The 14,429-nt window shown below is 47.2% G+C and carries 15 protein-coding genes; 6 read left to right on the top strand and 9 right to left on the bottom strand.

What is annotated here, in order from left to right; all coding sequences use genetic code 11:
• Positions 1–7 precede the first annotated feature (7 nt).
• The 3 genes from GYMC10_RS19395 to fucU all read left to right on the top strand — a co-directional run bounded on the left by GYMC10_RS19395 (position 8) and on the right by fucU (position 2,768).
• A complete protein-coding gene (locus GYMC10_RS19395; protein ID WP_015736117.1) occupies positions 8–667 on the top strand; it encodes a class II aldolase/adducin family protein in 660 nt (219 codons plus the stop codon).
• A 78-nt stretch (positions 668–745) separates the two neighbouring features.
• Positions 746–2,257 carry a rhamnulokinase gene (locus GYMC10_RS19390; RefSeq protein ID WP_015736116.1) on the top strand — a complete coding sequence of 504 codons (1,512 nt, stop codon included), beginning with the start codon at positions 746–748 and terminating at the stop codon, positions 2,255–2,257.
• An 82-nt stretch (positions 2,258–2,339) separates the two neighbouring features.
• A complete protein-coding gene (gene fucU, locus GYMC10_RS19385; RefSeq protein WP_015736115.1) occupies positions 2,340–2,768 on the top strand; it encodes an L-fucose mutarotase in 429 nt (142 codons plus the stop codon).
• Positions 2,769–2,897: 129 nt separating this feature from the next.
• Here the strand turns inward: fucU and GYMC10_RS33090 are convergent, their stop codons facing one another.
• From GYMC10_RS33090 to GYMC10_RS19365, 5 genes are all read right to left on the bottom strand, one after another.
• Positions 2,898–3,038, bottom strand: a complete 141-nt coding sequence (locus GYMC10_RS33090; RefSeq protein WP_410002347.1) for a hypothetical protein — start codon at positions 3,036–3,038, stop codon at positions 2,898–2,900.
• A 161-nt stretch (positions 3,039–3,199) separates the two neighbouring features.
• Positions 3,200–3,550 carry a YxeA family protein gene (locus GYMC10_RS19380; RefSeq protein WP_015736114.1) on the bottom strand — a complete coding sequence of 117 codons (351 nt, stop codon included), beginning with the start codon at positions 3,548–3,550 and terminating at the stop codon, positions 3,200–3,202.
• 23 nt (positions 3,551–3,573) lie between these two features.
• Positions 3,574–4,305 (bottom strand): ABC transporter permease, encoded by a 732-nt coding sequence (locus GYMC10_RS19375; protein ID WP_015736113.1) that lies wholly within the window; start codon positions 4,303–4,305, stop codon positions 3,574–3,576.
• 12 nt (positions 4,306–4,317) lie between these two features.
• Positions 4,318–5,070 (bottom strand): ABC transporter permease, encoded by a 753-nt coding sequence (locus GYMC10_RS19370; protein ID WP_015736112.1) that lies wholly within the window; start codon positions 5,068–5,070, stop codon positions 4,318–4,320.
• The gene (locus GYMC10_RS19365; protein WP_015736111.1) at positions 5,067–5,984 is read right to left on the bottom strand and encodes an ATP-binding cassette domain-containing protein; all 918 of its coding nucleotides are present in this window, start codon (positions 5,982–5,984) and stop codon (positions 5,067–5,069) included. The genes GYMC10_RS19370 and GYMC10_RS19365 overlap by 4 nt, the downstream gene beginning before the upstream one ends.
• A gap of 161 nt (positions 5,985–6,145) precedes the next feature.
• Between GYMC10_RS19365 and GYMC10_RS19360 the strand changes: the two genes are divergently transcribed.
• Positions 6,146–6,859, top strand: coding sequence for a response regulator transcription factor (locus tag GYMC10_RS19360; protein WP_015736110.1), 714 nt, complete (start codon positions 6,146–6,148; stop codon positions 6,857–6,859).
• Positions 6,859–8,268, top strand: a complete 1,410-nt coding sequence (locus tag GYMC10_RS19355; RefSeq protein WP_015736109.1) for a sensor histidine kinase — start codon at positions 6,859–6,861, stop codon at positions 8,266–8,268. The genes GYMC10_RS19360 and GYMC10_RS19355 overlap by 1 nt, the downstream gene beginning before the upstream one ends.
• Before the next feature lie 485 nt (positions 8,269–8,753).
• Here the strand turns inward: GYMC10_RS19355 and GYMC10_RS19350 are convergent, their stop codons facing one another.
• The 4 genes from GYMC10_RS19350 to GYMC10_RS19335 form a co-directional block, all read right to left on the bottom strand.
• Positions 8,754–9,215, bottom strand: coding sequence for a hypothetical protein (locus tag GYMC10_RS19350; RefSeq protein WP_041622020.1), 462 nt, complete (start codon positions 9,213–9,215; stop codon positions 8,754–8,756).
• A gap of 982 nt (positions 9,216–10,197) precedes the next feature.
• Complete coding sequence (locus tag GYMC10_RS19345) at positions 10,198–10,509, bottom strand: YbjQ family protein (RefSeq protein ID WP_015736107.1); 312 nt, start codon at positions 10,507–10,509, stop codon at positions 10,198–10,200.
• A 251-nt stretch (positions 10,510–10,760) separates the two neighbouring features.
• Entirely contained in the window at positions 10,761–11,486 is a 726-nt protein-coding gene (locus tag GYMC10_RS19340) for a type II toxin-antitoxin system prevent-host-death family antitoxin (RefSeq protein WP_015736106.1), read from the bottom strand.
• Between the two features lie 185 nt (positions 11,487–11,671).
• Positions 11,672–12,535 (bottom strand): helix-turn-helix domain-containing protein, encoded by an 864-nt coding sequence (locus tag GYMC10_RS19335; RefSeq protein WP_015736105.1) that lies wholly within the window; start codon positions 12,533–12,535, stop codon positions 11,672–11,674.
• A gap of 204 nt (positions 12,536–12,739) precedes the next feature.
• Here GYMC10_RS19335 and GYMC10_RS19330 point away from each other — a divergent pair, with 204 nt between their 5' ends.
• Positions 12,740–14,419, top strand: coding sequence for an ABC transporter substrate-binding protein (locus tag GYMC10_RS19330; RefSeq protein ID WP_015736104.1), 1,680 nt, complete (start codon positions 12,740–12,742; stop codon positions 14,417–14,419).
• Positions 14,420–14,429: the final 10 nt, after the last annotated feature.

Here is a 14,429-nt window from a genome sequence, read left to right as displayed (position 1 = left end):
GCGAATCATGCTGAATGTAGAAACGAGAAACGAGCTCTGCAAATATGCCAAAAAAATCGTCGACAGCGGACTCGTTGTAGGGCCTGGGGGGAACATCAGCGCCAGGGCAGGGGACAAAATGTATTTGTCCCCGAGCGGTTTCGCGCTGGAGGAGATCGAGCCGGAGCAATGGATCGAAGTGGATATCCCGACGGGCGATATTACCGATATGGGTCTGCGGCCTTCCTCCGAAGTGCTGATGCACCTGTACGGATACCGCAGGAACCCTGACATCGGGGCCATGGTGCATACGCATCCGTCCCATTGCATTGCCTTTACGCTGGTGGAACAGGAGCTGCCGGTAATGTTCCCCGATCAGGCGGCATTGGTCGGCCGTACGGCTTATATCCCTTACATCATACCAACGACGGATTTGCTGGCAGATGCCGTCGCGGAGAAAGTGACCACGGCCAGCTCCATACTGCTGGGTAATCATGGACTGGTCACAACCGGCCGGAATCTGCGCGAAGCGTATTACCGGACCCAAGTGGTTGAAGAGAGCGCCAAAATTTATCTGAGCGCCAAGGCGGCCGGCACGCCGGTGCCGCTGACCGATCAGGAAGTGGACGATATTGCTGCTCTGGAGAGCGAGGATTATCGGATTCAGCTTCTGCAGAAGATGAAATAAATGTCGGGTTAAGGTTCGGATCTCGGGTACTTGGAATTTGAATCGGTATCGAACTAAAGGTGAGAAAGGATGCGGCGTATGAGCAATTCAACTGCGGTGCTTGCGTTTGACTTGGGAGCCAGCAGCGGCCGGGCGCTGCTGGGCGAAATCACCGCTTCTGATCATGACTCCCCCGGCATACTGAAGATTACGGAGATTCATCGTTTTGCCAATACCCCTGTTCAGATGGGAGATCATCTGCACTGGAACTTCCCGATGCTGCTCCAGGAGGTCAAGCACGGCATCCGTAAAGCGTTTCAGGACGGTTATCGGCCAGTCAGCTATGGCATCGATTCGTGGGGCGTCGATTATGGACTGATTGACCGCAACGGAGAGCTCATCGGAGTGCCTTATCATTACCGGGATCTCCGGACGGAAGGTATGGTAGAGGAAACCTGCAAGCAGGTTGGCAGAGAGAGGCTGTTTCAAGAAAGCGGCCTGCAATTCATGCCGTTTAACACCATCTTCCAATTGAATGCGATGCTCAAGGCGAAGTCGCCGATGCTGGATATCGCGGACAAGTTCCTGCTCACGCCGGATCTTCTGAACTATTTTCTTACAGGGGTTCAAGCATGCGAGTTCACCATGGCAACCACGACCCAGCTGTACCATGTTACGGAAGGCAAGTGGAATGAGCGGTTAATGGATGAGCTGGGACTCCCCTCGTCCTTGTTCCTTGAACCCGTACAGCCGGGAAGCGTGATTGGCAGGCTGCAGGATGCCGTGGCGCAAGAGCTTGGCGTTCCGGCGATCGAAGCGATTGCCGTGGCGTCGCACGATACGGAATCCGCCGTGGTGGCCGTTCCGGCGAACGCCGCCCGGTTTGCTTATCTCGTATGCGGGACCTGGTCGCTTCTCGGAACCGAGCTGCCGGAGCCGCTCGTTCACCCGGACGTGCTGGAAGAAGATTTCTCCAATGAGGGTGGGGCATATCAGTCCTTTCAATTGCTGAAGAATATCATGGGCCTCTGGATTCTTCAGGAGTGCAAGCGGCAGTGGGAAAATCAGGGACTGCAGTATTCTTATGCAGAGCTGGTTGAGCTCGCGGAGGACGCGGAGCCTTTCCGCAGCCTCATCCATCCCGATGATCTACGCTTCATGAATCCGGCCGATATGACGGCTGAAATTCGGGATTATTGCCTGGAGACCGGGCAGCCCGTTCCGCAAAGCGCCGGTGAGTATGTCCAGTGCATACTGCAAAGCCTGGCCCTAAGATACCGGGAAGTGCTTGAACGGATGGAAGTACTGACAGGGCAGTCGTACGATGGTCTTCATATGGTTGGCGGCGGCATTCAAAACGAGCTGTTATGCCGGTATACGGCGAATGCGATGGGCCGTACGGTGTGGGCCGGTCCGGTCGAAGCCAGCGCCATCGGGAACATGCTGGTTCAATTTGTGGCCAATGGCACGCTGCGCAGCAGGGAAGAGGGAGTCGAACTCGTGAAGCGGTCTTTTCCGCTGGCCTGGTATGAACCCGAATCCAGTGAGGATTGGGAGGCAGCGTTCCTGCGTTACAAGTCCTTGATCGGGCAGCAGCAGGCACAGCCGTGATCATGAGAGCGTTCAGGGACTGACAGCTCCCTGTTAAGATTCTCATCTTGCTTCAAAATCTGATAAAGAAGGATGTCGTTCCATGCTAAAAGGCATATCTCATTTGCTCTCGCCTGAGCTGCTGAAAATACTTATGGAGATGGGGCACGCGGATGAAATCGTTCTCGGCGACGCCAATTTCCCTGCAGCCAGTCACGCCCGGCGGTTGGTCCGGGCAGACGGACACGGAATCCCTGCGTTATTAAACGCAATATTGCCGTTATTTCCGCTGGATACGTACGTCGAATCCCCGGTAGCGCTGATGGCCGTCACCCCCGGAGATACCGTGAAAACGCCGATCTGGGAGGATTACCGCCAGATCGTGCAGCAGTTTCACGCCGTTCCCGTTGAATTCGATGAGATGGAACGTTTCTCGTTCTATGAACGCGCCAAGAATGCGTATGCCATCGTGTCGACGGGCGAACAAGCGCTGTATGCCAATGTTATCCTCAAAAAGGGCGTTGTCGTTTAGACTACCTGGTGCAATAATTAGAGAAGAGATCGCTGCGGCGGTCTTTTTTTTCGGTTTCAGTTTGGGCTCTCATTAAATTAGTTGGCACCGGGAAAACAATCCACCAGTTGGTTACTTGCATAGTTTATTTCAAATTAGATTCGTGGTTGCTTCCATCCCACTTCCATTAGAGGGCTCTGATGGAAGGGATGTATTGCTAGATAGAGTAACAAGCTTGTCTTTGTTATTCCAGCCTACGCTCAGACCCATTTCTTCACTAACAAAACGCATGGGAACGACCTCGGTTTTTAATTTACGAATTACTAAATCTCTGCTGAGAGACAAGGTTACCATACGATTTTCATCTATGAAAAGGAATCACTGGAAAATAACCTAGTACTTAAACTAATAATTCAAAATGAACTGATGCTATGAAATTAACGGATAACCAATCACCTCGAATATCGCCGCTGAACCGTCTCAGGCAGTTCCTTGAAGGCAACCTCTTCCCAGTGCGTGACACCCCGAAGCAGCGTGTGATATAGCTGTACATAAGCTCCTTCTCTTAATTGCTTTCCGGCCGAAAACCCAAGCCTTCTTTCATTTCCTTTCACATTATATGAAGTCAGCTCATAGTTGTAACGTCCATTGTCATCTTGAATACCGAGGCCGGTTATCATCGTATAATAGATGTTTTTACCTGCAGAATTTTCTGGGGTAAGCTTCTCAGAGTCCAAGAAGAACATCCACAAGCATGCTCCAATCACGATGATGAGCCCCAGGACTTGAACTATTTTTTTCATTATAAAAATCCTCCTAAGCGTAATCAGGATGAGACAATGTCTTTATTCTTCAGCCGGCGAATAGTCATCGATGCAAAAATGATGATGAAAGCCAAATTGATGATCCAAAACAGAATGTTCTGCATGCCTGTTAACGGATCTTGACTCATCACACTCATCCCGATGTTGAGTAACGAGAACGGGAAAAATAGGCCCAACTTGGCAATATACATGCCCAGACCAATAAAGACCGCGCACAAACTAATGCCGATCGGCGTGGCAAAGCTGCGGATCCGCAGCGAAAGTCCCAGTTGTAGAGCAGTAATGGACATACACGCATACCATCCACGGATTATCCAACCTATAATCTCTACAGGGAAAGGCCCGGGTAAGGAGAATAGGGTACCTGCAAGCCAATAGAGTCCTATGAACAGTACTTGCGCGAACAAGATTAAAACACCGACGACTATCCATTTTGCAAGAAACACGCTGGCAATCGAAACAGGAGAGGTCATCACGATATTCCAATTTCGGTTTAAATGCTCCAGCCTACCAATATAGGAACAGCAGATGGAAATCAGAATAGGCAGGAAAAACACGCCGTAGAATAGGGCGACCTGGGTCCAAAGGCTGTACCAACCATTTTGCAGGGCGTCCTGGTTAAAATAATAATTCGCACATCCAATCAACAGACTTAGAATTGGAAGCACCGCGATGATAAGGCCAATTCGAGAATGACGCAGTTTGAGCCACTCAGCAGAAATACTTCGTTTCATAAACGCTCCTCCTCAGATTTCCTGCCTGCTTACATGGAAGTTCCCCACGAAATAGAACAGGAGAGTCATAATCAACGAACCCAGTACGATACCAACACTTTCAGGCTGTACGATATAGACGCTCGCAGACTCGGCGTATCGATAAGTTACAGGACTGAGATCCAAATAGTAAGACCAAATAAAAAGATGCCGAATTGCAGCCGGAAATAATCCGGCGGTCATTCCGATGAAGCCGCCCAGCATGCCTAAACACAGCGCAAAAGCCTGATTTTTGATAGCAAAAGATATCCACTGTTGAAGAGCTGTAACAGCGAGCGTCGTGAGGAGAGTGCCTCCAACGAACCGGAATAATAAATCGCTAGGCAGCGTACCGGGGAAATCCTTTGTGAGTCCGAACACGATGATGAATAAAGCCTGTACCCCGATGCCATACAAGATTAGACTATTAGTGCATATATACTTCGTTGCGTAGAGCCGTCCGCGTCCAACATTGGTAGCAGCAAGCATTTTCCAGGTCGATCCCTTATGTTCCATATCACAAATGCGTGAGACAACAACAGCCGACATAATGGGCATAAACAAACCATTCATGGATGATATACTAAAAAAAACGGATTCCCAAACGGCGTGATCCGGGTTGCTCGCAATGGACCGGCTTACGGACATAAAAGCCCACAGCATCTCTACGACAAGAAATAATATCATCATGATCCCTATTTTTTTGCGACGGATTTTATAATACTCCAACCCTAACAACTTGATCACAAGCTACGCCCCTTTCCTGTCAGCTCCAGGAATATATCCTCCAAACTTTTCTTCTGCTCTTCAATCCGAGTGACTTCGATTTTATGTTCAACAAGCAGTCTGTTCATCTCCGCCACTTCCGTATCCTGAAGCGTGCCGAGCTCAAGCCGGCTGCCACTTTGTGCCGGGCTGTATCCTTGAGTGAGCAGGAGCTGCTCGGCTTTCGCATTGTCCCCGGTTTTCATAAAAATGGCGTTTCTGTTTTTTTGCCTCAAGCTTGCCATACTCCCCTGATACAACAGATTCCCTTGCGTGATAATACCAACGGAGGTAGCGATTTGTTCGATCTCCGAGAGGAGATGGCTGGAGAGCAATACAGTGATTCCATAGCGTTCAGGCAATGACTTGATGAGCTCCCGAATTTCTCCAATGCCTGCAGGGTCAAGTCCGTTCGTCGGCTCATCAAGGATCAGCAGCTTGGGGAAAGCAAGCAGTGCCATCGCGATGCCCAGCCGTTGCTTCATTCCTAGCGAATATTGTTCCGTTTTTTTGTTTTTCTGATTTTCCAGCCGCACAATACGAAGGGCCTCGTGCACGTTTTTATCGGGTACGTTCCGAAGGCTCTGCATAACCTTCATATTCTCAAGCCCGGTCAAATGCCCGTAATAAGAGGGAGATTCAATCAGCGACCCGGTACGTTGCAGAATGGATGGCCGATGTTTGCTCAGGTTTTCCCCGAAAATATGGATGGTCCCTTCCGTAGGTTTGATGAGACCGAGCAGCATTTTTAGCGTCGTTGTTTTCCCTGCACCGTTTGGGCCCAGAAACCCATAGATTTCTCCCTCTTGAACACGTAAATCCACTTTATTTACACTGTTATTTGCCCCATACGTTTTAGACAGATTTTGCGTTTGCACAATAGCGAGTGCACTCATAAGAAAGTCAGCTCCATTCCAGTCATTAATTTCTCCTTCGTTTCAACCATAAAGAATCTACCTTACTTCAGTCTTTAGACAACCTTACGCTAACCTTAAATAGATTTAGAAAAAGACGGCTCATCCCGTTGTTCATGTATAATAAATTCAGGTGATGGGGCATGGAGAATTTAAAAGACAAAAAAATATTAATTGTAGATGATGAACCGGAAATCAGAATTATGATCGAACGATTTTTAAGAAAAGAGGGTTTTTACCGTATTTACATGGCAGGCGACTGTGCTTCGGCTCTGTCGATCTGCCGAGAGGGTAAACCGGATATCGCGATTCTCGATGTCATGCTGCCTGATGGCGACGGATTCTCGCTTCTGTCTTCCATTAAACAGTTGACGGATATTCCGATTCTTTTTCTCTCCGCGCGAGGTGAGGATGAAGATCGATTGCTTGGACTAGGTTTGGGGGCAGATGATTACATTGTGAAACCTTTCCTGCCGAGGGAGCTGGTATTACGGCTGATGGCAATACTGAAGCGGGTGTACTCCTCTCCAATGGCAGAGCGTCTGCCTGTCTTCCGATTGGGGGAACAGACGATAGACCTTGAGAGCGCTGTCGTGCACAGGAACCGGAAGGAACTGTCATTGACGGCAAAGGAACATGCGATTCTTGTAAAGTTGTACGAGAACCAAGGCCGAATCGTCACGAGCGATGCCTTATGTCAAGCCGTTTGGGGAGATGACAGTTACGGATACGAAAATACATTGATGGTCCATGTCAGACGGGTACGGGAAAAAATCGAGAGGGATCCTTCTAAACCGATTCATCTACTCACCGTCAGGGGACTGGGATATAAGCTGCTGGTGAAGGAGATACGTTAGTGGAGGGGATTATTCGCATATTACGGCGATTTGTCGCCGCAACCCTATTGTTCTCGTTATTTCTGCTTCTTTTTAATTTCGTATTATTAGGCACGCTAGTGTTTACGGAAAATGACCAGAACTCGTCCCCGGAAGGCATAGTTAAGCAAGTGACCCAAGGCTTGGAGATGAAGAAGGACAGCTTTCAACTGGACGGGCAAGCTACAGAGCTGCTGCAGCAGAATCATGCCTGGGCCATGCTGCTCGGTGAAAATGGTCATGTGATCTGGGAGTATCATATACCTCATGATGTTCCTGATTCTTACAATCTAGTCGATGTAGCCAAGTTCTCACGGTACTATCTTAAGGATTATCCGGTTTATACGTCAGAACATCAGGAAGGTCTGATGGTCGTAGGGTATCCCAAGGAAAGCCACTGGAAGTATCAATTGGACTTCCTTGCAGAATGGATAAGCTCGTTGCCCCTGCGGATCGTGCTGCTGCTACTTTGTAATTTGGCGTTAGCTCTACTGATATCTATTGTCATTGGCACGCGGCTCATCAGAAAGATACGCCCTCTGGTGGAAGGAGTCCACAATTTAGCTAGGGAGCAACAGGTTCAGTTGGACACCAAAGGGATATTCGGTGATTTGGCCCAGAGCATGAATTCAGCGTCAGCAATACTCCAGAACAAGACAGCCGCGCTGCAGTCACGGGATGAAGCACGCTCCAACTGGATTGCCGGGATTTCTCATGATATTCGGACGCCGCTCTCCCTCATCCTCGGATATGCCAGCGAAATGGAGGATCAATCGGACTTGTCGGAGGAGCAGAGGCATCAAGCCGGTATTATCCGGAGCCAAGGCGAGAAGCTGCGCTCACTGGTAAGCGATCTGAATCTGGTCTCTATGCTTGAATATGAGATGCAGCCATTGCACTTGAAGTACATCCGGCTATCGGTTCTGGGTAGACAGGTTGTCACGGAATTTGTGAATCATGGTTTGGATGACCGGTATGACATTGAATTAAAACTAGCCGATGAAGCGGTTCGGGTCCATGGGGACGAGAAATTGCTGCTTCGGGCAATCAGCAATCTTTTCCAGAACAGTGTGTGTCATAACCCGCAGGGCTGCAAAATCACAATAGAAACCTCTCTATCCCAAGACCGCTCCCAATATCGCATGATCGTAAGGGATGATGGGCGAGGAATCCCGCAAGAGCAATTGGCGGAGATTACCGAATTGTACTTTTCTGCAAGAAGAAAGCGCCCTGACCAGCAAGGTCACGGTTTGGGACTTCCGATGGTAGCAAGGATTGCGAAGGCGCATCACGGCCACCTCATTCTTGCAAATGGCGTGGACCAAAGAGGTCTAACAGCGATCATGGAATTCCCTGTGCAGTCGCAGAATGCAAAAGTGGAAGATGATTAAATGGGTACCCATTGATGAGAACCATAAACCCAATATATCCCACGCTTGATTAAGAAGTTGTTTTATATGTTCCGTTTCTGCTGTTCATCGAATTTCGACGGCAATCTTTGCACTGATTAAAACTTCCATTCATCATTTCCAGCAATAACTCTAAAAGACATAACCTGAACAAACAGAAACGGACTAGTCACGCTAGTCCGTTTCATTCTGCTTGTATATATCCAAGTTCCAGTAGAATCAAAAGGCTTCAAACTTTTTCGACAGGAAATCAAGAACTACTTGATTGAATGGATGAGGTTCCTCGACAAAGGGGAGGTGGCCGCAGTCTTGCATGGTTATATTAGATGATCGTTCTATTCGTTTATGTAAAATTTAGGTCAGCCTGTTTGTTAAAAGGATGGTCTTGATCGGAAATTATCAAGTGAAAGGGCTACAAAAAGGACAGATCATCTCTTCAACAGCTATTTACGAAAAATGATGTTAATTTAGTCTTCACCTTCAATATAATCAATTAATGAATTTAAGGATTTATAATTTTCTTTTGGTGAAAGAACATAAAAAAATCCTGAATCTTCTTCTTTAAAAAAGGCCCCCCCTCCTCCGAAATTTAGTACTATATAGGATCCATCTATTTTTTTTATGCGTACTTCTCTATAAAAGTCCGCCGGTGGAGAATCATCGGGATCCATTGCATGATTGTGGTTTAAAATATTCATTATTTTTTTAATATTATTTTCCTCATGTGTTTCTCCGGCAATATCATCTGAATCCAACATGTGCGTTGTCACACTTACAACTTCATTGGCTGATATACTGAAAGCAGGTATTTCTGATTGGCTTACTTCTTGACGATATTCAACCATATTCTGGTTGGATGAAGATTTACAAGACACCAGAATAATTAACAATAGTACAATTAAAATGATGAAACCTCCAAGCCATCTCATTCCTTTTCCCCTCTCATTTTTATCGATTTTCATTCTATAATAAATAACGCCATTAACTTCCCAAATGTTGAAATCTACGCTCAACAACAATGTGATACTCAGCGATACAATATGTTACAGCTTATGACGCTGCTTCTAAGCATGCTTAATAATAAATCATAAGCATTCAAGCAAAAATAATTCAAAGTGTCCGATCATCAATCAACTTCTCATTTCCATAAACCAGCTCTCCCCAAAGCTGCGTCCTGACGGCCACTTAGTGCCTTATCAGCTCAGATTTCAGTGCGCCTTGGGTCTTAAGGATCTCTCTTCGCGATAATGGATCTTCTAATGCCTATTTACATTATCGTTTTGATAAGCCAATAGACATAGAAGGCTATCAGCTTTTGTTAGGCAGTACTTCACAAGTAATTCGTCTTCGTTTTTTAGATGAGAATAACCAAGTACTATTAGATATGGGTAGTACATTAGTAAAGGATGGAACAAGAACTGCTGTTAATATATCTGGGGTTTACGAAGTTTGGCTCAATGCAAATCCTGGCGCAGTTAGCGTAAAGAATTTGATCTGTTTGAAGGCGTAACACAGCAACCTCAACCTGAAAACGTTCAGAATTAAAGATCCAGTCCACAAGGACATAAATAATACATCCACAAAATTTGCCAAAAAGTAGTGCGCTTGTAGAAAACTCTTATAGAGTATTGAATGATTCTCTAAAGCTTGGGGTACTTTGTTTAATAGAGGACATCTCAAAGACTAGAATAAGAATTAGTGAAGTGATCTGGCTTGAACGTCAATTCGGGTGATCCGTGCCAAGTCGACGGAGTGTTGAAAACAGTAGTAGAAGGAAGAACGCGTATGGGGGAACCCATACGCGTTGTTCCAATATACATGCAACTGAGATCCTTGATTCGAAGTGGATAGCACCTACGAATCTGTTGATTCCAGATTACTAGGGCTACGCAATACAGAAGTAACTACCAGTTATATCACCACAGCTGTACCGCTGACAGCCACCATCAGCATTCCCTCACGAATGACCTCATAGTCGATGTCCACCGCTACGATAGCGTTGGCCCCCATTCGCTCAGCCTTGTCTTTTATCTCGGCAAACGCTACATCCCTTGCTTCCTGCAGCTTGTTCTCGTAGGCTCCCGAGCGCCCACCAACAAAATCGGTAATGGAGGCCATAAAGTCCCTCACTACATTAGCGCCCATAATGACTTCGCCGTTCACAATGCCGATATACCTTTTAACCGGGTAACCTTCAATGGTAGATGTTGTTGTCATAATCATATGATCGTCCTTCTTTCAAATAATTTTTAAATAGCGTTTACGATTAAAAACACCTTTAAGCTGATGCTGATATGGATTGCAGTACTAGGAAGTATACGATCGTTTACCAGCGTGGATGCTTTCTTTTAGTACGCCGACAGAAGAGGATTGGTTTCATGAATGGGCGTAAGAAGACAATTATACGCTGGAAAATGCTTATTGAAGTTGCAAAGCAGGTGGCCAATAGGCGGTTGTTTCCTAATGTATAGTAGTCACGCAAACAAATCTTTCATGGAAACCTGTAAGCCTGGATAAAGTTTGGATTCCGCAAAAGAGTCATGGGCTTGCGAGAAGTAGTTCACATCCGCGATCTCGCCGTCGGACAAGGAAAAGAGGATGACTTGAGCTTTCATCGGATCGATGATCCAATACTCTTTTACGCCGCATTGCCGGTATAGATCAAGCTTCGGGATCATGTCCTTGCTACGCGTGGGCGGAGACAACACCTCGACGACGAGGTCAGGCGTACCCATATATTTTCCCTTCTCATTGATTTGATCTTTGTCGCAAATGACGACCAGATCCGGCTGTACGACACAGATATTTGCCTCCTCCTTCTTCAATGTAATATCAAGTGGGGAAGTCAGCGGTGTACAGGGTTTTCCTTTGAACCAATTGTAAAATGTGCCGTGCAGTTCATTAACTGCATGTTGGTGGTTGTATGAAGGGGAAGCCATGTTATACACGATCCCGTCGATCAGCTCGTGGCGCTGTTCCGAGCCCCCGGTTAGTTCCAGGAAATCCTCGTAAGTAACAAAGTCATTGTCGGCTGTATACTTTACAGCCCCCTCTCTCAGGACAGGTTCATCTGTGCCGGCATAGGCTATTAATTTGGCAATATCTCTGCCGTTTCTCGTCACGATGATGTCCTCGCCAGCCTCAGCTAACTTAAGATACTTTCCGAAATTGTTTTGCATATCGGTGGAAGTCATTCTCATAAATTTCACCTCGATTTAGCTAATTTGAGTCTATAATAGCTAAATAGAGGGAGCGTTTCAATTAATTTAGCTAATTTAAAGGCGGGATGATTTTTTCGAACGGTTTGCTTCTGCTGCAGGATCTAAGGTTGCATTGAAACTCACGGATTTGTGGCGGACGGTATTTCTCGCGCCTTGCAAAGTGCTTACCTGCGCTTTCGGTACACTTTAGGAGATAGGCCAAACACCTTCGAGAACTGACGGGTAAAATAATTGCTGTCATTGAATCCGCTCCGATAAGAAATTTCCGAAATCGGAAGGGGTGTCGTCTTTAACAGCCTGCATGCGTGCTCCAAGCGGAGCTGCAGAAGATAGGCGAAAGGCGTTGTTTGGTAATAGGATTGGAATATCCGATTCAAATGCCTGACGGATATATTGGATTTGGCCGCAATTTCGTCACGGGAAATGGGCTGCAAATAGTTATCCTCCATAAAGGAAATGGCTTTCGCCAAATGCATCAGATGAATTTGGGCTCCGTACCGCTCTTGCTTTTCATATTGCCGTGACAGCTGGACGACGAGCTCCATAAATCGCGAACGCAGGATGGTCTGGTAGCCCTGCAGCTTGTTCGCGTATTCCTCAATCATGAAGTCAACAACGGACGATACGTAATCCAGACTAGAGATCGGCAGGCTCATCTTGCTCAAGGAGTGGTTGATATTGCGGTAATACGGCTCCAGAACGAAAAGCGCCTGATACCCGTTCGATCTTTTGAACTCCGGACCCGTCAATTCCAGCATCTCGGGCTTGTACATGATGTTGCAAATACGAAACTCATGCGGGTCTTTATATCCATGGGAGGTTGTGCCGTTAATGACAAAGACGTCCCCCTTCTTGATAAACGATTCCTCTGTGTTGACGATATGGGTGGCATGACCATGCAAAACGATAACGAGTTCGGAGAAATCAACATGGTGATGCACGTACATGTCCTCTTCGTGTCCGCCATATTGAATAAAGAACTTAAACTGCTCATCGGTCGTAAACCAATCCAAATGTACGCTTCTCATTCGGCCACCCTCCAAAAGTAAATTATGTAGTATCTCGATGTCCTTATCATGCTATATTCAGGCTCTAAGATCAAGGAATAAGGACAAAACTAGAAGATATAATAGGATCTGAAAGTGGAGTCGCTCTAAACCATTCATACAAAAAAGCTAGAAAGCATGATCTGCTGGCGACTGACAAGAAGATATTGAATAGGGGGTAAAGACATGAAACTCTGGAAGGGATTATCGCCGCTCTTGGCCATGATGCTGCTGGTTACTTTTATTCTGGGTGCGTGCAGCAGCGGTGACAGCGGCAATTCCGCAGGCAGCGAAGGGGAAGATTTGAAACCGGTTACAATTACGTATTTCAGCGCCGATTCGAATGCGAACTGGGCAAGTATGCAGGATGCCGTCGGCAAAAAGCTGACCGAGACGACCGGCGTTACGATCCAAGCCGAATTTGCGGTTGACGGTTCCAATCAGAAACTGCCGTTGATGGTAGCGAGCGGTGAATATCCGGATCTCGTTTTCGCGAAAGGCGATGCGAATCTGTTCGTTGATTCGGGCGCTTTTATCGACCTTACCGATTTGATCGAAGAACATGCACCGAACCTGAAAAAGCTCTATGGGGATTACATGAACCGTCTGAAGTGGAGCAACGAGGATGAATCGATCTATGTTCTTCCGACGCTTAATGCGGTGGATCATCAGCAATTGGATGCCGGCGGAAACTTTCATATCCAGCATGAAGTGCTGAAAGAGCTCGGTTATCCGGAAATCAAGACCGTCAAGGATTTTGAGAAGGCGCTGAAGGATTATTATGAGAAACACCCGACGATCGACGGTCAGCCAACGATTCCGTTGACGCTCAATGCGGATGGCTGGCGATTCATGATCTCCGTAACGGATGCGGCCGTGATTGCTACCGGTTTGTCAGGGGATGGGGAGTATTATGTTGATCCGGAAACGTATGAAGCGAAATTGCACTACAGACGTCCGGAGGACAAGGAATACTTCCGCTGGTTGAATCATCTCAACGCCACGGGCATATTGGACAATGAAACGTTCGTTCAGAAGACGGACCAGTACGAAGCAAAGATCGCCTCTGGCCGCGTTCTTGGCGTCATTGACGCCGATTGGGGGTTTGGAAACCCGACGAATGCGCTGAGAACGGCCGGCAAAGAGAACCGTACCTATGCGAGATTCCCGATCCAATTGGATGAGACGACCAAGGACGCTTCGTTCCAGAATGCGGGGTATGCAGCAGGCTGGGGAGTAGGCATCACGACATCCGCGAAGGATCCGGTACGGATCATCAAGTTCTTGGATTATCTGGCTTCCGAAGAAGGGCAAATTTTGATGAACTGGGGCATTGAAGGCGAGCATTACAATGTCAAAGACGGCAAACGCGTCATTCCGGAGGACGTGCAGGACCGCAAAGTTAACGACAACGCCAGCTTTACCAAAGAGAGCGGAATTGGATTATATAACAGTTTGTTTCCTCGTTATGGCGACGGCGTGAAGGATTCGACCGGAAATTATTATACGACCAACTTCCCGGAACAAATCAAAGCCAATTATGCGCCATCAGCCAAAGAGACGCTGCAAGCGTATGGTGCGGAAATGTGGAAGGATTTCTGGCCAAAGTCGGAGGAATTTCCGACGAAGCCGTGGGGTGCGGCATATCTTATTTCCCCGCCGATCGACTCCAATATTGCAATCACCTACAAGCGGGTTGAAGAGATTGTTCGCAAACGCATTCCGGAGATCATCCTTGCGGACCCGTCCCAATTCGATGCCCTTTACGATCAGTTCATTCAAGATCTGAACGCTGCCGGGGCGGAAAAAATGGAGCAGGAATATTCGGAGCTGGTTCGTGATCGGGTGGAGCTGTGGAATAACTGAACCGTTTGAT

It is taken from the genome of Paenibacillus sp. Y412MC10 (assembly GCF_000024685.1).
Lineage (GTDB): Bacteria > Bacillota > Bacilli > Paenibacillales > Paenibacillaceae > Paenibacillus_AQ > Paenibacillus_AQ lautus_A.
The sequence above is the reverse complement of the archived record's forward strand: the minus strand, read 5'-3'. Positions and strand labels throughout refer to the sequence as shown.